General features: G+C 68.8%; 21 protein-coding genes and 4 pseudogenes. 1 reads left to right on the top strand and 24 read right to left on the bottom strand.

Annotated features, from left to right (window positions below; genetic code table 11):
• Positions 1-6: 6 nt before the first annotated feature.
• The 5 genes from OHA84_RS25715 to rpsB form a co-directional block, all read right to left on the bottom strand.
• Positions 7-1,083 carry a phosphatidate cytidylyltransferase gene (locus OHA84_RS25715; RefSeq protein WP_053675169.1) on the bottom strand — a complete coding sequence of 359 codons (1,077 nt, stop codon included), beginning with the start codon at positions 1,081-1,083 and terminating at the stop codon, positions 7-9.
• A complete protein-coding gene (gene frr, locus OHA84_RS25710; protein WP_053675274.1) occupies positions 1,083-1,640 on the bottom strand; it encodes a ribosome recycling factor in 558 nt (185 codons plus the stop codon). Before frr ends, OHA84_RS25715 begins: the two co-directional genes overlap by 1 nt.
• Before the next feature lie 85 nt (positions 1,641-1,725).
• A complete protein-coding gene (gene pyrH, locus OHA84_RS25705) occupies positions 1,726-2,505 on the bottom strand; it encodes a UMP kinase (protein WP_053675272.1) in 780 nt (259 codons plus the stop codon).
• A gap of 162 nt (positions 2,506-2,667) precedes the next feature.
• Positions 2,668-3,504 (bottom strand): translation elongation factor Ts, encoded by an 837-nt coding sequence (gene tsf / locus OHA84_RS25700; protein WP_053675167.1) that lies wholly within the window; start codon positions 3,502-3,504, stop codon positions 2,668-2,670.
• A 135-nt stretch (positions 3,505-3,639) separates the two neighbouring features.
• The gene (gene rpsB, locus OHA84_RS25695) at positions 3,640-4,578 is read right to left on the bottom strand and encodes a 30S ribosomal protein S2 (protein ID WP_266969599.1); all 939 of its coding nucleotides are present in this window, start codon (positions 4,576-4,578) and stop codon (positions 3,640-3,642) included.
• Between the two features lie 250 nt (positions 4,579-4,828).
• On the opposite strand from rpsB, the gene OHA84_RS25690 reads away from it, so the two are divergent.
• On the top strand, positions 4,829-5,290 hold the full coding sequence (locus OHA84_RS25690; RefSeq protein WP_053675270.1) for a M23 family metallopeptidase: 462 nt from the start codon (positions 4,829-4,831) through the stop codon (positions 5,288-5,290).
• A 37-nt stretch (positions 5,291-5,327) separates the two neighbouring features.
• On the opposite strand, the gene OHA84_RS25685 is transcribed toward OHA84_RS25690, so the two are convergent.
• From OHA84_RS25685 to lepB, 19 genes and pseudogenes are all read right to left on the bottom strand, one after another.
• Positions 5,328-5,885 (bottom strand): TetR/AcrR family transcriptional regulator, encoded by a 558-nt coding sequence (locus OHA84_RS25685; protein WP_053675163.1) that lies wholly within the window; start codon positions 5,883-5,885, stop codon positions 5,328-5,330.
• Positions 5,886-5,947: 62 nt separating this feature from the next.
• Entirely contained in the window at positions 5,948-6,784 is an 837-nt protein-coding gene (gene whiG, locus OHA84_RS25680; RefSeq protein ID WP_266950145.1) for an RNA polymerase sigma factor WhiG, read from the bottom strand.
• Positions 6,785-6,993: 209 nt separating this feature from the next.
• Positions 6,994-7,509 (bottom strand): annotated as a pseudogene (locus OHA84_RS25675) (DNA-processing protein DprA); the annotation flags it as partial.
• A gap of 89 nt (positions 7,510-7,598) precedes the next feature.
• Positions 7,599-8,168 (bottom strand): RNA polymerase sigma factor, encoded by a 570-nt coding sequence (locus tag OHA84_RS25670; protein WP_266969276.1) that lies wholly within the window; start codon positions 8,166-8,168, stop codon positions 7,599-7,601.
• Complete coding sequence (locus OHA84_RS25665; RefSeq protein WP_266969278.1) at positions 8,161-8,670, bottom strand: hypothetical protein; 510 nt, start codon at positions 8,668-8,670, stop codon at positions 8,161-8,163. The genes OHA84_RS25670 and OHA84_RS25665 overlap by 8 nt, the downstream gene beginning before the upstream one ends.
• A gap of 631 nt (positions 8,671-9,301) precedes the next feature.
• A complete protein-coding gene (locus OHA84_RS25660) occupies positions 9,302-11,782 on the bottom strand; it encodes a site-specific integrase (RefSeq protein ID WP_266969280.1) in 2,481 nt (826 codons plus the stop codon).
• On the bottom strand, positions 11,775-12,971 hold the full coding sequence (locus OHA84_RS25655; RefSeq protein ID WP_266969282.1) for a site-specific integrase: 1,197 nt from the start codon (positions 12,969-12,971) through the stop codon (positions 11,775-11,777). The genes OHA84_RS25660 and OHA84_RS25655 overlap by 8 nt, the downstream gene beginning before the upstream one ends.
• Before the next feature lie 60 nt (positions 12,972-13,031).
• Positions 13,032-13,706, bottom strand: a pseudogene (locus OHA84_RS25650) (DNA-processing protein DprA); the annotation flags it as partial.
• Positions 13,703-15,334, bottom strand: coding sequence for a YifB family Mg chelatase-like AAA ATPase (locus OHA84_RS25645; protein WP_266969602.1), 1,632 nt, complete (start codon positions 15,332-15,334; stop codon positions 13,703-13,705). The pseudogene OHA84_RS25650 and the gene OHA84_RS25645, both read right to left, overlap by 4 nt.
• Positions 15,334-15,576 (bottom strand): annotated as a pseudogene (locus tag OHA84_RS25640) (YraN family protein); the annotation flags it as partial. The pseudogene OHA84_RS25640 and the gene OHA84_RS25645, both read right to left, overlap by 1 nt.
• Before the next feature lie 122 nt (positions 15,577-15,698).
• Positions 15,699-16,364: a hypothetical protein gene (locus tag OHA84_RS25635; RefSeq protein WP_266950141.1), complete on the bottom strand. Its 666-nt coding sequence runs from the start codon at positions 16,362-16,364 to the stop codon at positions 15,699-15,701.
• Entirely contained in the window at positions 16,361-16,678 is a 318-nt protein-coding gene (locus OHA84_RS25630) for a PadR family transcriptional regulator (RefSeq protein ID WP_266950139.1), read from the bottom strand. The genes OHA84_RS25635 and OHA84_RS25630 overlap by 4 nt, the downstream gene beginning before the upstream one ends.
• Positions 16,679-16,759: 81 nt before the next feature.
• Complete coding sequence (locus OHA84_RS25625; RefSeq protein WP_266969604.1) at positions 16,760-18,076, bottom strand: hypothetical protein; 1,317 nt, start codon at positions 18,074-18,076, stop codon at positions 16,760-16,762.
• 968 nt (positions 18,077-19,044) lie between these two features.
• Positions 19,045-19,371, bottom strand: a complete 327-nt coding sequence (locus OHA84_RS25620) for a helix-turn-helix transcriptional regulator (RefSeq protein ID WP_266950135.1) — start codon at positions 19,369-19,371, stop codon at positions 19,045-19,047.
• Complete coding sequence (locus OHA84_RS25615; protein ID WP_266969605.1) at positions 19,368-20,483, bottom strand: site-specific integrase; 1,116 nt, start codon at positions 20,481-20,483, stop codon at positions 19,368-19,370. Before OHA84_RS25615 ends, OHA84_RS25620 begins: the two co-directional genes overlap by 4 nt.
• Before the next feature lie 164 nt (positions 20,484-20,647).
• Positions 20,648-20,791: pseudogene (locus OHA84_RS25610) on the bottom strand (YraN family protein); the annotation flags it as partial.
• Positions 20,792-20,905: 114 nt separating this feature from the next.
• Positions 20,906-21,214, bottom strand: a complete 309-nt coding sequence (locus tag OHA84_RS25605; protein WP_005311352.1) for a DUF2469 domain-containing protein — start codon at positions 21,212-21,214, stop codon at positions 20,906-20,908.
• A 55-nt stretch (positions 21,215-21,269) separates the two neighbouring features.
• Positions 21,270-21,770 (bottom strand): NUDIX hydrolase, encoded by a 501-nt coding sequence (locus OHA84_RS25600; RefSeq protein WP_053675153.1) that lies wholly within the window; start codon positions 21,768-21,770, stop codon positions 21,270-21,272.
• Entirely contained in the window at positions 21,760-22,524 is a 765-nt protein-coding gene (gene lepB, locus OHA84_RS25595) for a signal peptidase I (RefSeq protein WP_266969607.1), read from the bottom strand. The genes OHA84_RS25600 and lepB overlap by 11 nt, the downstream gene beginning before the upstream one ends.
• Between the last annotated feature and the right edge of the window lie 5 nt (positions 22,525-22,529).

Below are 22,529 nucleotides of genomic sequence, written 5' to 3'. Positions count from 1 at the left end.
CCGGTGTCAGCCGGTGCCGACGAAAGCGGCCAGCAGCAGCCACACCACCGGAGCGGTCGGCAGCAGCGAGTCGAGCCGGTCCATGATCCCGCCGTGACCGGGAAGCAGGGTCCCCATGTCCTTGATGCCCAGGTCCCGCTTGATCATCGACTCGCCGAGGTCGCCCAGCGTGGCACTGACCGCGACGGCCAGCCCCAGCAGCAGGCCCTGCCACCAGATCCCGCCGTCGACCAGGAACTCCATGCACAGCGCGCCGGCCGCCATCGCGAAGGCCACCGCCCCGAACAGCCCCTCGCGGGTCTTGCCGGGGCTGATGCGCGGCGCGAGCTTGGTCTTGCCGAAGCGCCAGCCCACCGCGTAGGCCCCGGTGTCACTGACCACGGTCAGGACCAGGAACGTCACCACCCGCTGCGGACCGTCGTCGGCGGCGAGCAGCATCGTGACGAAGGTCGCCAGGAAAGGTACGTAGAACGCGGCGAAGACACCCGCCGTGACGTCCTTGAGGTAGTCCTCGGGCGGCTCGGTCATCCGCCAGACCAGGACCGCGAGGGCGGTCAGGGCCATGGCGACCCAGGCTCCCTCGGCCCCCCGGACGTACCCCGCGATGATCATGGCGGCGCCACCGACCGCGAGCGGGACGAGCGGCGCCTTGATGCCCTTCTTCTCCTGGAGCCGGGAGGTGAGCTCCCACAGCCCCACGACGACCGCGACGACGACGACGCCGACGAAGACCGCCTTGACGATGAAGAGGGAAGCGAAGATCACCGCACCGAGGCCGACGCCGACCCCTATGGCGGCACGCAGATCCCGCCCCGCACGCTTCTTCGGCGGTGGGGGCGAGGGGTCCTGCGGTGCCTGCGAGGGCGGAGGCGGGGGGCTGGGCATGGGCTCCTGCGGCGGCGTCTCGTCGCGGAAGAGGGGGCCGCCTGCGGCGGCGGCCCCCCGATCGCGTGCTTCCCGGTCGTCGAAGTCACGGCCGGCGGCATCGGGCACGATGGGCATGGGCCGAGTCTGCGGGCCCGCCTGCGCATCGTATGCGGGACCCGCCGGAACCGGCTCCGGCTGCCAGGAAGAGTCGTTCATCAGACTTCGAGGAGCTCGGCTTCCTTGTGCTTCAGCAGCTCGTCCACCTGCGCGACGTACTTCGCGGTGGTGTCGTCGAGCTCCTTCTCGGCGCGACGCACCTCGTCCTCGCCGGCTTCCTTGTCCTTGACGAGCTTGTCGAGGGCGTCCTTGGCCTTGCGGCGGACGGCGCGGATGGAGACCTTGGAGTCCTCGGCCTTGGTGCGCGCGACCTTGACGTACTCCTTGCGGCGCTCCTGCGTCAGCTCGGGGAAGGTCACCCGGATGATGCGGCCGTCGTTGCTCGGGTTGACCCCGAGGTCCGAGTCGCGGATGGCCTGCTCGATGTTGCGCAGCGCGGACGCGTCGAAGGGCGTCACGACCGCCATGCGCGGCTCGGGCACGGCGAAGGAGGCGAGCTGGTTGATGGGCGTGATGGCGCCGTAGTACTCCGCCACGATCTTGTTGAACATCGCCGGGTGCGCACGTCCCGTGCGAATCGCGGCGAAGTCTTCCTTGGCGACGACGACGGCCTTCTCCATCTTCTCCTCGGCCTCGAGGAGGATTTCTTCGATCACCACGTGCTCCTGCATGTCAGATATGGATGGTTCAGGCGGGCGGGGCGGGCCGGTCCGCGGCGTGCGTGGACCGGCGATGCGGAGGTCAGGCCCGGGTGCCCTGGTCGCTCACGAGCGTGCCGATCTTCTCACCCTTGACGGCGCGGGCGATATTGCCCTCGGCGAGCAGTTCGAAGACCAGGATCGGCAGCTTGTTGTCGCGGCAGAGCGTGATGGCAGTGGCGTCGGCGACCTTGAGGTCCCGGGACAGCACCTCGCTGTACTCCAGCGCGTCGAACTTCACCGCGTCCGGGTTGGCCTTCGGGTCGGAGTCGTAGACCCCGTCGACACCGTTCTTGCCCATGAGCAGGGCTTCGGCGTCGATCTCCAGGGCGCGCTGGGCCGCCGTGGTGTCGGTGGAGAAGTACGGCATGCCCATGCCGGCGCCGAAGATGACGACGCGCCCCTTCTCCAGGTGCCTCACGGCACGCAGCGGGATGTACGGCTCCGCGACCTGGCCCATGGTGATGGCGGTCTGGACGCGGCTGTCGATGCCTTCCTTCTCCAGGAAGTCCTGGAGGGCGAGGCAGTTCATGACGGTGCCGAGCATGCCCATGTAGTCGGACCGCGCACGGTCCATGCCACGCTGCTGCAGCTCGGCGCCGCGGAAGAAGTTGCCGCCGCCGATGACAATCGCGATCTCCGCGCCGTCTCGGACAACGGCCGCGATCTCGCGGGCGATGGCGTGCACGACGTCAGGGTCGACGCCCAGTCCGCCGCCGCCGGAGAAGGCTTCACCCGACAGCTTCAGCATGAAGCGCCGGCCCTTCTTCTCGTGGTCGCTCTTGTCGTCGGAAGCGGTGTGGGTGTCCACGCCCTGATTCATGGAGATCTCCTCGTGCACATACGAAGAAGGCCATTGCCGGTGGGTCCTCGCGGTTCCCTCTACGGCAATGGCCTCCTCGTCAGATCTGCGGTCGTCCTGCGCAAGCGTGGACGACTGCTTCAGACCCTACCGGGGTCCGGTGTCCGTCGCGTACGGACGGACTCAGATGCCGACCTTGATGCGGCTGAAGCGCACCAGGGTGACACCGGCCTCGTCCAGAACCTTCTGGACGGACTTCTTGTTGTCCAGCGCGTACGGCTGGCCGAGCAGGGTGGCTTCCTTGAAGAAGCCGTTGACGCGACCCTCGACGATCTTGGCGATGGCAGCCTCGGGCTTGCCCTCCGCGCGGGTGATCTCCTCGGCGACGCGACGCTCGGACTCGACCTTCTCGGCCGGAACGTCTTCCTTGGCGAGGTACTGCGGGGCGAACGCGGCGATGTGCTGCGCGACGCCGCGAGCGACCTCGGCGTTCTCCTTGTCGAGCTCGACCAGGACGCCGATCTGGAACGGCAGGTCGGGCATCGTGCGGTGCATGTACGCCGAGACGTAACCGCCGGTGAACTGCGCGAAGCGGTCCAGGACGATCTTCTCGCCGAGGTTGGCGTTGGCCTCGTCCACGAACGCCTGGACGGTCTTGCCGGGAGCGATCTCGGACGCGAGCAGCGCCTCGAGGTCGGCCGGGGACGTCGCGGCGATGTGGGCGGCCAGCTCGTTGGTGACGGCCTGGAACTTGTCGCCCTTGGCGACGAAGTCCGTCTCGCACTTCAGCTCGACGAGGACACCGGAGGTGTTGTCGTCGGCGATCAGGGAGGCGACGGCACCGTTCTCGGCAGAACGGCCCTCGCGCTTGGCGACGCCCTTCTGACCCTTGATGCGGAGCGCCTCGATGGCCTTGTCGACGTCGCCGTCGGACTCGACCAGTGCGTTCTTGCAGTCCATCATGCCGACGCCGGTGAGCTCGCGGAGCTTCTTGACGTCAGCGGCGGTGTAGTTCGCCATGAGTCTGTGATTCTCTCTCGAAGTCGTAGATCTACGGGTGAACGGCGGAGGAGTCGCGCTTGTGGCGCGGCTCCCCCGCCGTCATCGTCCGTGCTGCGAGTGCCCGGCGCGTGAACGCCGGGCGCTCTCAGTGGGTCAGGCCTGCTCGGCGTCGGCGGCCGGAGCCTCGACAGCCTCGGCGGCCGGAGCCTCGGCGTCCGCGGCCGGGGCCTCGGCAGCCGGAGCCTCGACGGCCTCGGCGGCGGGGGCCTCGGCAGCGGCCTCGGCCGGAGCGGCCTCGGCGTCGTCAGCCTTCTTCTCGCCCTCGAGGAGGTCGCGCTCCCACTCGGCGAGCGGCTCGGCGGCGGCCTTCTCGCCCGGCTTCGAGTCGCCGGTCGCAGCGCCGGAGCGGGCGATGAGGCCCTCGGCGACGGCGTCGGCGATCACGCGGGTGAGCAGGGTGACGGAGCGGATCGCGTCGTCGTTGCCCGGGATCTTGTAGTCGACCTCGTCGGGGTCGCAGTTGGTGTCGAGGATCGCGACGACCGGGATGTGGAGCTTGCGCGCCTCACCGACGGCGATGTGCTCCTTCTTGGTGTCGACGATCCAGACGGCGCTGGGAACCTTCGACATCTCGCGGATACCACCGAGGGTCTTCTCCAGCTTGATCTTCTCGCGAGAGAGGACCAGGAGCTCCTTCTTGGTGAGACCCGAGGCGGCGACGTCCTCGAAGTCGATCGCCTCAAGCTCCTTCAGACGCTGAAGGCGCTTGTAGACGGTCGAGAAGTTGGTGAGCATGCCACCCAGCCACCGCTGGTTGACGTACGGCATGCCGACGCGCGTCGCCTGCTCGGCGATGGCTTCCTGAGCCTGCTTCTTGGTACCGACGAACATGATGGAGCCACCGTGCGCGACGGTCTCCTTCACGAACTCGTAGGCGCGGTCGATGTACGACAGCGACTGGAGCAGGTCGATGATGTAGATGCCGTTGCGCTCCGTGAAGATGAAGCGCTTCATCTTCGGGTTCCAGCGGCGGGTCTGGTGACCGAAGTGGACGCCGCTTTCCAGCAGCTCCCGCATCGTTACGACGGCCATGGCCATCTCCTTGTTTTCTCGGTTTGGTTCCTGACGCCCCGCCGCGCCCTGCCCCCTGAGAGGGGACCGAGAGACGCTTTCACGTGGCCTGACCGGCCGGTGCTGGGGCGTGCGAAGTCGACCCGGTGACCCGGATCGCCACAAGAAGTGTACGGGACCCGGCGGTATGCCGGGTGACGCGTTTGTCCACACCGACCCGGCCGTCCACAGGCTCCGGCAAGGTCCGACGCCGCCCGGCACGCTGGCCCGTATGACGACACTGCTGTTCACACTGCTGCTCGCGCTGTCCCAGGCCTTCACCCCGGGAGTGCGCCCGCTGCCGCCCCCGCTGATCGTGGCCCGATGGTGGGACCCACCCCCGACCCCGTACGCCGCCGGACACCGGGGCGTGGACCTGGCGGCGCCGGTGGGCACGGAGATCAGGGCTCCGGGTCCCGGCCGGGTCCACCACGCCGGGCCGGTGGCGGGGCGAGGCGTCCTCTCGCTCACCCTCCCGGGCGGGCTGCGCACGACGTACGAGCCGGTCCGCCCGCTCGTCGTCGAGGGGGAGGAGGTCGCGGCGGGGCAGGTGGTGGCGGTCCTCACCGAGGGCGCCCACTGTCCGCTTCCCTGCCTGCACTGGGGTCTCCTGGCAGGCGAGACCTACCTCAACCCGCTGGGGCTGCTCCCCCGGCCGACTCCCCGGCTGCTTCCCGATCCCGGTGGGCCGTGACGCGCCGGCCGTGAGCGGGGGCCGCGCGCCCCGAGGGTCAGCCCCGGACGCCCCGCAGCGCCATGGCGACGGCGGCGTCCGTGATCACGACCGGATCCTCCGCGGCGCCCAGCTCGATCCGCCGGACGGCCGCGTCCACGACGCCTTGGAGCAGCATCGCCGCGAGGCGCGGTTCGGCGTGCCCGAGGCCCGCGAGCGCCTCGACGATCATCGCCACCAGCCCGCCGTGCGCGGCGCGGATCTTCTCCCGCGCGCCGGCGTCCAGCTCACTGGCCGAGATCGCGACGACCGCGCGGTGGCGCCGGTCGCCCACGAGCCCCAGCTGGCTGCGGACGTAGGCCTCGATCTTGGCCTCCGGCGACTCGGCGGAAGCCATGGCCGCCTCGATCTCGGCGGCCCAGACGGGGAAGTCCACCGCGCACAGCTCTTCGACGACGGCCGCGCGCGACCGAAAGTACTCATAGACAGACGACCGGGCGAGGCCGGTCCGCTCCGCCAGAGCGGGGAAGGTCAGCGCCTCCGTACCGCCTTCGGACAGCAGGGAACGCGCGGCGTCCAACAGGGCGCCGCGCTGCATCGACCGGTGCTCGGCCACGGAGGCCGCTCGAATCCTGGGCACACGACCACTCTACGGACGTCCCGCAAGGGCCGGCCCCGTCAGCGCCCCACATCCGCCAGCTTCGCCCGAAGCTGGAGGACCGACTTGGTGTGGATTTGACTGACCCGACTCTCGGTGACGCCCAGCACGTTGCCGATCTCCGCGAGCGTGAGGCCCTCGTAGTAGTAGAGGGTCACGACGGTCTTCTCCCGGTCCGGGAGGGTGTTGATGGCCCTGGCCAGCAGCCTGCGCAGTTCGCGGTCCTCGGCGACGGCGACCGGGTTGTCCGCGGCGTGGTCCTCCAAGGTGTCCATCAGAGAGAGCCGGTCGCCGCCCTCCCCGCCCACGTGCAGGAGTTCCTCCAGGGCGACCACGTTGGCGAGGGACAACTGGCTGAAGACCGTGTGGAGTTCCTCGACCGCGATGCCCATCTCTCCCGCGACCTCGTGTTCGGTCGGGGTGCGCCGCAGCTGGGCCTCCAGCGTGGCGTAGGCCCGCTCGACGGCCCGCGCCTTCTGCCGGACGGAACGCGGGATCCAGTCGAGGGCCCGGAGTTCGTCGATCATGGCGCCGCGGATACGGGTGATGGCGTAGGTCTCGAACTTGATGGCCCGTTCGATGTCGAACTTCTCGATGGCGTCGATCAGTCCGAAGACTCCCGAGGAGACGAAGTCGGCCTGTTCCACATTGGGCGGCAGGCCCACGCTGACCCGGCCCGCGACGTACTTGACCAGCGGCGAGTAGTGCAGGATCAACTGCTCCCGCAGTCGCTCGTCACCGGAGTCCTTGTACGAGCGCCACAGCACCTCCAGGGACGAGGGCGCGGTGGACCGCACGCTGCCGCGGGCAGCGGGGGGCACCGCAGCGCGGTCAGACCCTGAGGTGTGCTGGGGCATGCTTCGCCTTTGCCGGAGCCGGATTCGTTGGGAGCGTAGCGTGACGGAAGTGTCGCGGTGCGCGAAGAGTACGGGATCCCGCGCCGCCGTCGGGGCGCCCCGACCGGCACGGGCGGCTCCGGACCGGCGCCTCGCGCACGGTCCCGACGACTGCCAACCGGAACACCGCATCTCTCATCGGCTTCACTCTTTCACCGGAACGCCCCAGGTCAACGACCGCCTCGCCGGGTGGCGTCGGTTTGTGCGCCTCCTCTCGACCTCCGCATGGTCAACTGCCAGCCGTCGCCCTGCCGTTCGACGAACCCCAGAGAGTGAAGTTCGTACAGTCTGCCGATGACTTCATCGGTGCCGACGCCCGCGGCGACGGCGACCTCCTCCGCCGGCACGGGCCGGTCCGCCGGCAGGGCTTCGAGCACCCGCGCCGCGGCCGGGTCCAACAGGTCCCGGGCGAGCACGGGCCCGCGCCGCTCGGGAGCCAGCTCCCCCATGCCGCCGACCAGCTCGATCACCTCCGCGGCGTCGGTGACGAGCACCGCCTCGCCGCGCAGGAGTTCGTGGACGCCGGCGGAGAGTCCACTGGTGGCCGGGCCGGGGGTGCCCATGGTGAACCGGCCGAGTGCCTGGGCCCGTCGGGCGGTGACCAGTGAGCCGCTTCGGTGGGCCGCCTCGATGACGACCGTGCCCCGTGTGAGGGCGGCGATGACCCGGTTGCGCAACACGAACCTTCTCTGCACCAAGTCAAGAAGGACCTGTCCAGTCCCCCAGGAAGATGAGCGGAGGCAGCCTGGGCGCTCGGCCCTTGACGTGCCTCCGGTCACTCGTAACTGCCGGCGAGCAGTGCGACCAACGACCCGCTGGAAGCGAGCTTCTGCCGCGCATTGCCGATGTGGGTGGCGACCGTCGACATGGTGAGCCCCATCTCCGCGGCGATCTCCGAGTGCTTCATGCCAAAGGCCACGAGAAGGACTGCACGACGCTGCTGATAGGAAAGGTTCTCTCGGAGGACCTCATCCAAGTCGGCGTAGAACCCATCGTAGAAGTCGACGTTGAAGCCTTCGTTCGGAGCACGGATCGCGCTCAGCGACTCGTGTTCGACTGGAACCACTAGGCGGTTCGACGGCCTGCGGTAGTAGTCGATCCGGCGGTGGCGAGCGGCCGTCCGAACGTAGGCGCGAGTATGTACCGCCTCCTTCACCTCGTCCCACTTTTCGTTGAACGAGAGGAAGAGTTCCTGAGCGATGTCGCGTGCGTCGCTCTCCTGAGTCCTCTGCGCCATGAGGTATGCGACGACGGCCTCGAACTGGTCAGCGTAAAACTCCGCGAAGCCGTGGCCCCACGACCGGTGACGGTCGTGGGGCGAATAGGCATCTGACTGGTCAGGCACCCTCATGGGTGTCCCGCTCGGGCTGACGCGCGTCCTGTTCCTCCGCTTCGCGTCGACGCTGTCGGCCCTGGCCGGGGTCGCGGTGGTTCCGGCGAGCCCCGCGCTCGCCCGGCCCGGCGGCCGGACGCCCCTCACCCGGACTGCGGGTGGGGGGCCGGTTGTCACGGACGGGCGGCTGTCGATCCTGGCCGCTGGCGGGTCGCCGCCGGGTCACATTGTGAGTGTCCTCGTCGTCGTGCGCCTTGCGCCCGAGACGGAGCTCGATGAAGTCGAGGGCCTGCAGCTTGCGCTTCACGGCGATGGCGCCCGTCACGACGAGCTGGATCCCGAGGGCCCAGATGGCCCACGCCTGGACGCGCTCGGTGTCGGAGCCCCAGCCGGTGCCGGCCTCGGCGAAGTGCTGGATCGCCTCAGTCGCCACGACGATTGAGGAGAGGCTCCAGCGCTTGAAGCGGTTCACGAGCCCCACCGCGGCGGCGGGGCTGTTGCTGTCCGAACTCATGATCATCCCAGAGGTGTGAGTGGTGGGTGATCCCTGGTGAGGTCCGGGCGGGCCTCTTCGAGATCACCAATCATGTTCTCCAGAAAGCCCCGCCAGGACCATACGCAAAGAGAGAACGCGACCACCCTCTGTTATGGGGCAGCAAAAATACGCCTGCGTCTACTAGCGACGAGGCGTAACCGTTCGGTATGGGCTAGCCGAGTGGCCCGACTGTTGGTATCTCTTTGCCCGGAGCCAACAGTCGGACCAGCACGACGTGTTCTGTTCGAACCGGCACCTCTGGGAAGACGCGCCTACTCTCTATACGGATCTCGAGCCCTGTTTTCTTGATGTCTCTCCAAGATTTCTTGGAGAGACCCTTGCTCAAGATCACTCCTCAGCGACTCAAAGCCGCCTGACCAGCAGCGATGGAGCTCAGGTGAAGTCGCTGTCCATCGTTTTGCATGTCAGAAGGAGCGACTTGTCCGTAGCTCTTCTTCGGGCCCGCGACAGACCGTTCTGACGTTCTGACCTGCAACTTTCCTGGGACGTCACCATCCCAGGAGCCGTGCGACCTCGCCCAGGTCTGAGTAGCTGGCCGACGGTGGTAGCTGGCGGGCAGGACAGGCGGCTCAACCCTTCCGTCACCGGATCATGATGTTGGGCGACTGGTCGGGATTCCGAGGGCCACAGGTGTCCGCCGAGTGAGGCGTGCGGCATCGGCCTGCTTGGTTCGAACGAAGGTCAAGGTCATGTCGATGCCTTCGATCTCGCCGAGCCATTGCTCTTCCTCGGCGCGCTTGCGTCGAAGGAGCAGGTCCTTCTCGATCTCAGCGAGCCGGGGCAGCATCTTGGGGTTGACCTGCAGCATTGGGCAGCGGATGCAGGCGTGCTCGTGCTGGCAGGGTGATCCATAAGGTCGAGCACAGTTGCCCAGCTCGACCTTGCGCTTGTCGAAGTGCTCCTCGAAATCGGCCCACTCCTCTGGCGTGACGTCGACGTACTCGCCCTCGGGTCGCTGGGCCCGGCGATGGTTCAGGAACTCTTGGTAGTGCTGAACGATGTCCTCAGCGAAGACCGCGACGTAACCCTGAGTGGTCTGGAGATTCAGGTGGCCGAGTAGGGCGGCACCGATGTGGATCGGCAGCCCTCCGTTGACGATCTCCGTGGCGAAGAGCCTTCGGAAGTCGTGCGGAGTGAACTTGGTGCCAGCGAACGCCGCGTTCGTCTCAGCGATCTGCTTGCAGCTGCGACTGAGCATGCCCAGGACCGTGGTCGGTGCCAGGACGCCGCGGAGGGTGCCGATCTGCCGCTGGAAGAGGAAGGGCATCGGCTCTGACCAGGTCTTCTCGTGTCCGTCGTAGCGCGTCACGAGCGGAATCGCCTGGCCGTCACGTGTCTGCCGGCGAATGATCTGGGCGATGGCGTGGAAGAGCTCGGCCGACATCGGGATGACCCGCTCGCGCTCGCTCTTGGAGGGTGCGACGACCAGCAGGGCGATGACCTCGCCGTTGGGACGCTGGTATTGGCGAATGCTGAGGTGGGTCAGCTCCACGAGCTCCTCGATGCGAATGCCGCTGTGCCGCAGGATCTCGACGGCCGCCCACTCCCAGAACGCCGAGTCCTCAGCCAACGTCACGTTGATCACCTCCCCGTTGTCCTGCGCGATGACGCGGACGGACGACTCGGCATGGCTCTTGGCCCGACGTTGATCCTCGCGGGACTGGCTGCGGCGGTAGGTGCGCCCTTGGTGCTCGAAGATCTCGCCCAGCGGAAGGGGACCTGCGGCGTCCAGGAGGCTGACCAGATGCTCGTAGCGGGCCTCGACGTGGTTAACGAGGACCGGCAGCAAGGGCTGACGGACCCGGGTCCGATCGGCCATCCGCTGGCTGACCTCGCGCCGGCGCTTACCGAACCCCTTGAGGTCCCTGGGCAAGATGGGGCAGGGGGTTACCCACTGAGCCCACCGCTCCGGCTCGGCGATCGCCCAGCTGTGGAGATCGATGTAGAGGCCGCGGACGGACAGAAGGACGGAGGCGGCGTCCTTGCGGATCCGGGTCCGGTCCGTCTTCCCGTCCTTCCGCCAGTACTGAAGCTCGGCCCGCCACTGGTCGTAGAGGTCCTGGCCCAGGTCCAGGTCCTTCTGGTCAGGGTTGAGTTGCTCGACGACGGACCAGAACGTGCTGGCCAGGTGGCGTGCGAGCCCAGCGAGGGTGATGTAGTCGGTGTCCGATTTGCGACGGACGAGGTAGTCAATCAGCAGCTGGCGGATGCCGGCGTTGTTGATGCCGTACTGGTCGACGAGTTCCTCGACGCTCCGCTGCCCGTTGTAGATGAACGTCCGCAGAGTGGGGGCGGTCCCGGGCGGGAAATGGCCCATCTTGTGCAGGACCTCCCAGGCGCCCAGGGCGGCGAACCGGGTGGTGTCCTTGTTCGCGCCGTGGGTCAGGCCCAGCCGCTTGTTCTCCAGCGAGTAGTGCAGCAGGGCCGCCGGGGTCAGATCGACCAGGTCGATGCCCTGCGTCGTGAGAGCGCAGGCGATGTCGAACTTCGCCCGATGCCGGTGGACCGCTCTGAGTTGCTGCTGGGCATCAGCCATCGCGAAGGCCGCTTCGAGTTGGGGGTCTTTCCGGACCTTCTGAAAGAAGTCGGCGTATTCGAGGAACGTGTTCGCCCGGAAGCCTGAAAGCGAGGGCTGGATGCCGCGGGCAACGAACATCATCTTCAGGGCCGAGACCACGGTGCTGCCTTCGTCGCGGACTTCAGGCCGGCCCAAGGTGTTGACCGAGGGGGCGTTCGCCGCGTTGAAGCCGCTGGCCTCCCAGCGGTCCTGCCAAGTGTTCCCCGGCAGGGTCTCAAGGTGGGAGAACAGCAACCTGATGCCTGTTTGACGTCTCGCGACCACTGGCCGGCTCTGGCCCGGCAGCAGGTCGCCGGACAGATCACAGAGCTCGGCGATGGTGGCCGTCGACAGGTCCCCGAAGGGCGCCGGCGGCTCCGCGGGCCGCGGTGCCGGAGCGGCCTTCACTGCGGCGCTGGCAAACCGGGTCGGCCCCTTCTGCCTGGGGACCTCCTCGTAGTTCTGGCGCCGGTTGCGGACCGTATAGGTGTCGACCGTCGCGCGGTTAGCCACCGAACACCGCCTTGATGTCCTCTGCGTCGTAGCCAGCCGTGAATGTTCGCTGGATGCGGGGCCGGTTGTAGTGCGCCTGCAGGGCGTCGAAGAGGTCCTCAACCCGAGCGTTCAGGTAGCGGCCGGTGGTTGCCAGATCGCTGTGCCGCAGGATCGCGCGGACCTGGGCGAGCGTGAGGTTGGGGTCGTTCGCCATCCGGTTCGCGGCTGTGTGCCGAAGGTCGTGGAGGGTCCAGTTCGTGGCGAGCTTGTCGTTCGCGCGCTGGATCACCCGGCGCATCGCCCAGTACGTCAGCGGCCGGTCCGGGCCCCGCCGGGTGCGGAGGATCGGCTCGTGGACCGACGGCAGCCCGATGTGGTCGAGGTAGGCGGCCAGGACCGTGAGCGCTTGCGGGCTGACCGGGACCGCCTCGCGGTCGGTGGTGCCCTTGGTAACCACCCAGATCAGTTGCTTGGGCCAGTCGATGTCGCCCGGCGTGACGCCCAGCAGTTCACTGGCCCGCGAGCCGCTGGAGACATAGAGCAGGATGGCAGCCCGGTCCCGGTCACAGGTCATGACCTCGAAGAACTCGTCCCACATCGCGTCAGGAATCGCCCGGGGGTCAGTCTGCCGGACGCGCTGTCGCAGTCGCGCCCGCCGGAACTGCGGGACCTCGCTGTCCGGGGCACGGTGCCCGAGCGCCCTCCGCTGAGCCCGGGACTCGGGCACCGGGTTGACCAGCGGGCCCCGGCCGTAGTGCCGGTGGTAGGCGTAAAAGCTGCTGACCACGGTCAGGCAGTGGTTGATCGTCGCCGGCGCGTATCCGGCCCTGAGGTAGGGCTTGCCAGTACGGAGATTCACCGAGCCTGGCTGCGGCGAGTCGGGCTTCCGGCGCTGACGCTGCGGATTGGGGGCAACACGCAGCCAGCCGACCAGCGCGGACGCCTCCGCCTCAGTCGCGCGGTCCCACTGGACTCCGAGGAACCACAGCAGCCTGAACCAGCGCTGGAGGTCGTACGCATAGCTCTTGACGGTCAACGGCCGGTTGTCGTCCAGGGTCAGACCCCGCAGGTACGGGACGACGCAAGCGACCGGAATACCGTCAGGCCCGAGAACGGCGTACCGGGGTATGGATTCCAGCTCGACGACCGAGCCGACACGGGGCACATCAGCCCGGCCCTCGATCAGCTGGCGATGCAGGTCTTGCAACACACACTTCCTTGCAGACGTAGATCATCTCGCTCCGTAATCGAAGACGATGGTGCAGTTAACACACCTGCTCGGGGTGGGATGGCTGCCGGGCGGCAGCTCTCCCAGGATCAGCCCCTGGCCGGCGATCCGGCCGAGGAGCCCGGCGTGCCCCTTGGGGTACGCCACGTCCACCCCGCAGGCCAGCACCGCGGCCGTGGCCCCGCCCGAGGCGAGGGCGCCGCGATGGGCCGCGCCGTCGATGCCGTACGCGGCTCCGGAGACGACGACCCAGCCGCGCTCGGCGAGCCCTGCCGCCAGGGTCTGCGCCATGTGGGCCCCGTACGGGGTGCACGCGCGGGCCCCGACCACGGCGACGGAGCGCAGCGCCCAGGTCCGCAGGTCCGGCCCGCCCCGGAGCCAGAGCCCCACGGGCCGCGCGTCGCCGAGGTCGTCCAGTTGGGTCGGCCACTGCGCCGACCCCGGGCAGACGAACCGCACGCCCGCCTCGGCTGCGGTCTCCAGGTCCCGCAACGGGTCGGCCAGGGCGGCCCGTCCGCGGTATCCGGCGAGCCGCTCGGGCCCCACCCCGGCCGGCGTCCAGGTTCCCGGCTCGGGGTCGGTGAGCCGCCGCATGAGTTCCACGGCGCCCAGCTCCCGGAGCAGGCGCCCGCCGTGCGCGTCGCCCGGTTCCAGGACCCGGGTCAGGGCGGCCCGCGCCGGCATCTCCGCCTCGGCTTCCGTCTCCCCGGTCATGACGCGGCCCCCGCCGCCCCCACGATCCGCGTGGCCCCGCGGGCGATCCCGGTACGCAGTTCCAGCGCGACGGCCACGTCCGGCGCCTCGGGGCGGTCCCGACCCCGCAGGTCGGCGACGGTCCAGGCGACCCGGAGCACCCGGTCCAGCCCCCGCGCCGTCAACAGGCCGCGTTCCAGGTCCTGCTCGGCCTGGACCAGCGCGCCCGGCGCCGCCTGCCAGCGGGTGCGGAGCTGGTGACCGGGGACCTCGGAGTTGAGCCGCCACGGGGTCTGCGCGAGCCGGGTGGCGGCGCGGTCCCGGGCCTCCCCGACCCGGGCGGCGACCACCGCGCTGGACTCGCCCCGGCCCGCCCCGCCCAGGAGGTCGCGGCGGCTGACGGGCTCGACCTCGACCCGCAGGTCCACCCGGTCGAGCAGGGGTCCGGAGAGCCTGGCCTGGTAGCGCCGGATCACCGAGGACGGGCATTCGCAGCCGCCCCCGCGCACGGTGTGCCGCCCGCAGGGGCACGGGTTGGCCGCGAGCACCATCAGGAACCCGGCCGGCAGCCTTACCACTCCGGCGGCCCTGGCGATGACCACGTGCCCGGCCTCCAGCGGCTGCCGCAGGGCGTCGAGCGCCTTGACCCCGAACTCGGCGGCCTCGTCCAGGAAGAGCACCCCCCGGTGGGCCAGGGACACCGCCCCGGGCCTGGGCACCCCGGCCCCGCCGCCGACCAACGACTGCATGGTCGCGGAGTGGTGGGGCGCACAGTACGGGGGCCTGGCGACGAGCGGTTCGCCGGGCGGGAGGATTCCCGCGACCGAGTGGACGGCCGTCACCTCCAGGGAGTCCTGTCGGGTGAGCGGCGGCAGGATCCAGGGCAGCCGCTCGGCGAGCATCGTCTTGCCCGCGCCCGGGGGTCCGCTGAGGAACAGGTGGTGTCCCCCGGAGGCCGCCACCTCCAGGGCCCGACGGGCGGCGTGCTGCCCGGCGACGTCCGCCAGGTCGGGATGATCGGAGCCGTCCCCGCCGGCGCGGGAGATCCCGCTGCCGAGCCCCGCGCCCGGCACGAGCAACCCGGCCAGCATCGGATCGGGCCGACCGGCCGGTTCCGGCTCCTCCTCGGGCACCTCCCCGTCGGTGAGCACGGCGATCAGTTGGCGCAGGCTGCTGACGCCGAGGACGGAGACGTCCGGGACGAGCATGGCCTCGGCCGCGCATTGTCGGGGCACCACCACCTGCCGGTATCCGGCCTCGGCGGCGGCGAGTACGGCCGGAAGGATCCCGCGGACCGGTCGCACCCGGCCGTCGAGCCCCAGTTCCCCGATGAGGACGAGGTCGGCGATCACCTCCGGTTCGATCACCTCGGCGGCGCCGAGGACGGCCGCCGCCACGGCGAGGTCGAAGCCGGCTCCCGACTTGGGCACGGAGGCCGGACTGAGTCCGACCGTGAGCTTCTTCTGGGGCCACTGGGCCCCGGAGTTCACGACCGCGGCCCGCACCCGGTCGCGGCTCTCCACCAGGGTCTTGTCGGGCAGCCCGACGAGGGTGAAGGCCGCGACCCCCGGTTCCAGGTCGGCCTGGACCTCGACGACCACACCCTCGACGCCCACCAGGGCGACCGAGCAGGCCCGTGCGAATCCCATCAGGCCACCCCCCTGACGTGCTCCACCACGGGCGCGCCGCGCCTCGGCAGCAGGACGCCGACCAGATCGATCCGCACACCGCCCGGAGGCGGTCCGCCGTGGTCGGCGAGCCAGCGCCCGGCGAGCCGTCGGAGCCGTTCGGCCTTGCCCGGCCGCACGGCGGCCATGGGGTGTTCGAAAGGGGGGTGTTCGGGCGGTCCGGCCCTGCGTGTCTTGACCTCGCACACGACGAGGGCGTCGCCGACTGGTAGAGAGGCAGTGTTCAGGTCGTGCGCTATTCGGCCGGTGTCGTGAGGAACCAGCTGGCGCAACAGACAAATGCGCCCGCCTCGGTTGCGAGGCGGGCAGGTGTGAAATCGGTGGCCTACTTATCGGCCTGTCCCTTGGGGTCGGCTTCGAGCGGCTGAATACCTCGGATCTTGCGGAGCCACCGCGAGAGCCCATAGAGCCCGGCTCCAACGATTGCGCACGAGTGCAGACCCTCCACGAGCAAGGTGTGCAACCCGCTTGTGACCTGGATGTAGATCACCAAGGCGCCCACGGCGGCGGTGATGAACGTGTTGGTCCGGGAGTTGCTGCGCAGGATCCAGTCCACGGGCGTCCAGCAAGGCCTGGTCAGATCGTGCAAGCGCATCTTGAGAGCGGCCTTGAGAAGCCCAATCGCATGGCGCCGTTGCGCCTTCGGGCTCAGCACCCGTCCGCTGTCCGGGTGTCCATCAAGGTCAGCCTGGAAGGCCGCGCCGTAACTTCGGCGCCCGCCGGCCAGCCTGGCGGCGAGCGATGCGGTGCCGCGGGTCAGCCGGGGGCCAATCCTCGGCGAGCCGATCAGAAGCTCAATGACGATCTTCTGGTTCTTCCGCTTCAGCAAGTACTTCAGCTGCATCAGGACGGAAACCAGGCCGACCACGGCGCCGATCATCGCGACGCGGTCCGTCCCGGACCCGGGCCAAATCCCGGCAGCGATTCCCCCCACCACCCCCGTGCCAGCGATGGTGATGTCGAAGGGCTTGATCACGATGTGCAGTTTCACGCTGTGCCCCCGGCGAAGCTCTGCCGCCATCCGCGTCGCGCCCTGCGGGCGTCCAGTGCCGCCTGCGCCTGCGCGCGACCAGTGCCGGTCAGCTCCCAGAAGCGGCGAGCGGGGCGGCCGGGGTGAGGGGTGGTCTCGTCCCGGTAGGAGACCCAGCCGATCTCGTGGAGCCGGTCCAGGATCGGATAGACGGTGCCGGAGCCGAGGTCCGCATCCATGCAGATGCTCAGACCCCAGGGAGGGTCGTCGCTGGAGGCTGCCAGCAACACCTCCAGAACGCCGATGGTGGGCTTCGTGAGCCGTGGAGTGGTCATGACTCCAGTGCACCACCAAGCCGACCATATGTCGAGTACGAGACTCGTACTCGACATATGGTGGGGTGATCCCTGCGCCGGCTAGTCGTCCTCCTCGCATGCTGCGAGGTAGTCCGCCCAGCTGTCCTGGGCATACTTCGCCCACGTCTCCGCGGTGGTGGCACCAACCCCGAAAAGGTCGCTGATCACGATCGGCGGGAGGTCGCTCGCGGCCTCGATCATGGCCGTGTTCCGGGCCTCAATGATCGGGAGGCCGTGCTTCTTCATGAGCTGATGCACCGAGTTGGCACTTCGGGGGCGACTGGGCGGTTGTCCGGGAAACAGGAAGGCCGGAGTGTCGTCGGCGGTGGGCCGAAAGGCTGAGGCGATCCGGGGTTGGGCGATCTGGTCTTCGATAAGCCGTGCCAGCTTGGGTGGGAGCAGGACCGGGTGGCGGCCGAAGGTGAAGTAGGCGCCGTCCTCTTCGCGGCGGTAGAGGTCGGTCGTGAACGTGATGATGCGGGTGGTGGGTAGGCCATAGAGCCTGATCAGAGCGCCGATGATGCGAATCGGCAGCGGCAGGGTGTCGTCGTTGAGGCAACGTCGCAGTTGCCGGGCATGTTCGTCCTCTGCCTGGAACCGCGAGGGCATACCGACTGGTTGCCGCGGCGCGGAGACATTGGTGGTGAGGCGGCGGGCGGCTGTCCAGCGGAGGAATGAGGCGACGCCTTCGCGGCGGCTGGGCTTGATGCCTTCGAGCCAGAGGTCCAGGTCAGCCTGGGTGACGTCCTTCAGCTCGAGGTTCGTTTTGTCGAGCCAGTCCATAAAGTCGAAGGCCGAGCGAATTTCGAGACGGTCGCCTGAAGCGGCGCCGGCGGTGTACTGGTCTCGCGCTGCCCGTCGGCGGGCGTCGCGGACGATCTGCCATTCGACGAAGGGCCGAAGGACGGACAACTGGTGCCGTGGGCGTGCGGCAAGGATCTCCGCGGCCCAGAGTTCGAGCCTGGCGAAGATCTCGTGGCGTCGAGGGAGGACCTTGGTGGCAACCAGCAGGTCCCGGATGTAGCGGAGGTTGGGGTCCTGGGGCAGGGTGTCCAGGTGCTCGTGGGTGATCTCCGCCTGCGCTGATACGAGGGTAGCCAGGAGCTTGGCGGCGGGGCTTCGGCTGAGCCAGCCCCGGATGGATCGGGGGTGTTCGGCCGTTGTAAGGCTTTGAGCGAGGGGGAGAAGCTGCGGGGTGATCACCCCGTTGTCCTGGGCGAGGAGATCGTGGACGCGATCTTTCACGACGCAGCGGGTGCAGCAGCCGCCGGCATAGATGTCGCCGGGGAAACCGCAGCGAACGCAGGAAAAGGCGATGTCCGAGCCGGAGCACGGGCCGCATATCTCGCGGCCTTGATCGTCCCGGCCGACCAGCACGTTGGAGACCTCGCAGCTCGCGCAGGGTTCCGGCTTCCTGGTCCTGCTCCAGTAGCAGGCGCCGCAGACGGAACCCAGTGGCCATGTGGCCTGGGTGGGCGCGATGGAGTTGCAGTATCCGCACTGGCGCATCGCACGGGGCCGGCAGGGGTGGCATCGCCAGCCTCCGTCGGGCAGCTTGCTGCCCGTGCGGACGTGCCCGCAGACGCTGCACTCTTTCTGCGGTCCGCGGTTGCAGCTCTTGCAGAGGTCGGGTTCGCCATCAGAGCCGCGTTTGCCGACCTCGCGGACTTGCCCGCACCGACCACACGGCCGGAGAGGTGCGACGTAACAACGCCTGCAGAGCGATCCGGAGACCGGGCGGGCCCAGGTTCCGCAGCCGGCGCATTCACGTTCGGGCTTGGGAGCACAGCTGCTGCAGAGGCAGCCGCCGTCCTCGAGCCGACGTGTGGGCGGCCTGAGCCGGCCGCAGCCGGCGCAGGTCTTCAGGTAGTGCCCGTCCTTGCGGTAGCACCTCTGGCAAATCCCGCCCTCCTCGCGGCGGGCGAAGATGACTCCGTCCTGTCCGCAACGGTCACACCGGCGCAGACTGCCTTTCGTCACGCACCAGTCGCAGCAGCGGCCCTCAGGAGTGACGCGGCGGATCTTGCGATCGGTGCGGCCGCAGATCGCGCAAGGCAGAAGAGTGACCGCGTCGCCGTGTCCTTTGGCCGTGAGCACCTGCAGGAGCCTGACCAATGACATCGGGCACTGAGGCGACGGGCCGGTCAATGCCTTCGGGTACTCGGCTATGTGGTCATCGAGCGCTCTGGCGATCTTGGGGTTCCAGCAGCGGGCCTCCTCCAGAGCGGCCTGGGCCTCCTCCCGGCTGATTGCCGGCCCAATCGCTTCTCGGACGTGTCCGACGAGTCGGGCCCGGGCGTCGGCGAGTTCGCGAGCACGCACTCGCCGCTCAGTCGGCGGCTGCCTCACGGCTGGCCGGGACGCCGGATGACTGTGCGGCGAGCCTCGGTCGGGGCTGGGCCCGCGTCGCCGCCGGAGGTCTTACGAAGCTGGACGTTGACGACCTCGGGCTTGATCAGGTCGTTCGGGGTGCAGTCCAGGATGTCGCAGAGCGCGACCAGGGTGTCCATGCTCATCCGCTGCGGAGGTTGCGTCACCAGCCGGTAGACCTGCTCGCGCGAGAGGGTCACCCCTCGCTCCGCGAGCAAGGGCACCAGGTCTGAGGTCTGGAACATCTGCCGCTCGGCCATCAGCTGCCGCAGCTGCCACTGGTAGCCCATCTTCTTGATCATGGCGTCACGTCCCAGTCGTCGCCCAGCCTGTTCCTCATCGACTTCTCCAGCAGCTTGTTGCGGTACTCGTTCGACACACCCATATAGATAGCCGTGGTTGACGCGTGGGAGTGCCCGGCCTGCTCCTGAACGAACCGGGCCGGGTAGCCGAACTCGGTCAGGTGCGTGATGTTGGAGTGTCTCAGGCAGTGCAGGTCCAGGTCCTCGTCGAGGTCCGCGTCGCGGCGGGCAACCACGAAGGCATCGTTGATCGACCGGGGTGAAAGACGGCCGGCTCGCTCAGTGACCCAGAGAGCTGGGTGCCTGCCCGGTGAGAACTGCGGCCGGATCTCATCCCGCCAGTCCTTCAACACGTCGATGACCCAGTCCATCTCCGGAACGGTCAGCACCGTCCGGCGCTTGGGCGGGGAGCCCTTGGTGGACTTGCCAAACCGGACCATGACGCTGCCGAAGGAACCGAACTTCGCCGCCTTGTGGTTGCGCCGCAGGTCAGAGAGATCCAACCGGGACGCCTCGGTGCGGCGTACTCCGTAGGCGTAGACGGTCTTGAGCACGGCCGCGTCCCGCAGAGCACACAGGGCGCCCTTGCGGCCCTGTCCGCGGATCTTGCTCACGCGGGCGTCCGCCGCGTCGAAGAGGGCCTGGATCTCGTCGTAGGTCAGCGGCCGCCGGCGAGGATCGCCCTCGTACTCGACCGTGTGCAGGACCGAGTTTCCCTCGTGGAAAACCTCCTGCGGCGTCTCGTCGAACCGCTCCGAGCAAGCCTGCACCCACCCGTAGCGGGCATCCAGGAGGTACTCCATGAACAGGCTGATCGTGACCTCGTAGCTCCGCGCGGTCGACATCTGGATCGGCTTGCTGCCGCCTCGCAGATGGGAGATGAAGGCCTCGCCATCCGCAGGTGTCCACTGCCACGGGTACTGGCCGGTGAACTCCTCCAACCGGTGAATGATCCGCAGGCGCGGGTCGATCGTCTTGGACTTCAGGAACCGCGCCGACTGCTGCCGGGCCCAGCCCTCGACCATCGCCTTGAAGACGGCCGGAGCTGGATCCAGGTGCACCACGTTCCGCGCCAACACAAGATGCGCCGAACCCGGCGCCACAGACCCCATGGAGACTGTTGTATCAGACGCAACATTGTTGAGTTGAGTTGCTAGGCTGCTGGTAGGCGCCCTGCCCACTCAGGCAAGTCGCCCACCTTGCAGGCGACTGAGCAGGGAGAACGGCAGTCATCGCGCCGGGAGGAGTGTTGCATCAGATGCAATTCCTCCTGTTTGTCCCGCGCGACGATGTCGATCTCCCCGCTGCGGCATCGCCAGTTCCGCGCGATCACCGTCATCCCGGCCTCGGCCAGCCGGCGCACCGCCAGCTCCTCGCCGTACCGCCCCAATGCCTGCTGTGCCACGCTCTTCGCGTTCATCCGGCACCACCTCCGGCACCGACGATCCCGCGTCCCCGCCCACCGAGTGGATCTTGGTGGACAACCGGGGGATTGTGGAGAACCCCGCCACCCACAGGGGTGACGGGGCGCCCGTCAGCTGCCCGGGAGTTCGAGGTCGCTCTTGTTGAGCTCCTCGATGTTCACGTCCTTGAAGGTCAGCACCCGTACCTGCTTCACGAAGCGAGCCGGCCGGTACATGTCCCAGACCCAGGCGTCGGCCATCGAGACCTCGAAGAAGACCTCCCCCTGAACCGAGTGCACCTGCATCTCGTAGTCATTGGTGAGGTAGAAACGGCGTTCCGTCTCGATCACGTACTTGAACAGCCCGACGACGTCGCGGTACTCCCGATAGAGCTTCAGCTCCATCTCGGTCTCGTACTTCTCGAGGTCCTCGGCGCTCATGGCATGTTCCCCTTCAGCCGTGCGTCCCCCTATTGTGCGCCAGGCCCCCGCGCCCCTAAACGATTTCCGGGGCCAGGACCACCGGCGTACCCGGAGGACCGTCGTCGAGCAGCCTACGGAGCAGCTCGGCGAGTCTGGTCGGGTACACCGTCTCACGTGCCGCGAGAAGTTCCTCGGAGGTCCACCACCTGGCCTCGATCACGCTGCGGCGCTCCAGTTCGGTGAGCCCGCTCATGTCGGTGTCCGTCCGGGTGGTCCGGGCGAGGAAGTACCACTCGTCCTGTTCCCAGCGCCGCCCGTCGAAGGGGAACGCGCAGTGGCGTCGCCACAGCACCGGCCCCAGGTCCACCTCGGTGATCCCGGTCTCCTCGGCGAGCTCCCGCAGCGCGGCCTCCTCCCGGCTCTCCGCCCCCTCCAGGCCCCCGCCCGGGGTGAACCACCAGTCGTCCGACGGATCGTCCGGTTCGAAGCCGTGCAGCAGCAGGATCCGGTCCTCGGGGTCGAGCAGGATCACCCGCGCCACCTTGCGCGGGCCTTCGGCCTGCTCAGCGGGCATCGGACCGCTCCCGTCGCCCGCGCCCGAGGACCCGTGCGAGGGGCCCGTACGCGGCGCCCACCACCACGAGGGCGGCGCCGATCACGATGGCGATCACCTGGAGCCGCAGCGGCCCGGGCGACGACACGCCGCCGGCCAGGGACCGGTACGCCGCCGGCCGCTCCAGCATCGTCATGGAGGGCCACGCCCGCGCGTCCACCCGGCCGTTGACCGCCGATCGGGGCACCGTGCCCTGACCGGCCTCCTGGAGGTGTGCGCGGGAGTCCAGCGAGCCGGCCCGCCGGTCGCCCAGCAGGAAGAGGTTGCCCTCGGGGACCGTCACCTCGAACGGGGTGTCGGAGGCCGCCCTGCCCGCCGGGGCCATGCCGTCGAGGGCCCCGGCGGGCTTCGCGTCGTCGATGTACGGCTCGTCCAGCTCCCGGCCGTTCACGGTGAGCCGGCCGCCCGCGCCGCAGCACTTCACGGTGTCGCCGCCGATGCCGACGACGCGCTTGACCATGGGGGTGTCGCTCCACAGCGAGTCGGTGAAGATCACCACGTCTCCGCGCCGCACCTCGCCGCCGTCGATCCGCTGCGCGAGCACCCGGTCCCCCGGACGCACGGTGGGCACCATCGAGTCGGTCGGCACCGTGTACGGCTGGTAGATCACGGCCCCCCAGACGAAGCCGCCCAGGAAGAGCACGAAGCCGATGGCCACGGCGATTCCCGACAACACGTTGCCGAGACCGCCGCGGCCATCGCTGCCACCGCTCATGTATT

Origin of the sequence: Streptomyces sp. NBC_00513 (genome assembly GCF_041431415.1) — a bacterium.
Classification (GTDB): Bacteria; Actinomycetota; Actinomycetes; order Streptomycetales; family Streptomycetaceae; genus Streptomyces.
This window is presented reverse-complemented; position numbering and strand designations above follow the sequence as displayed.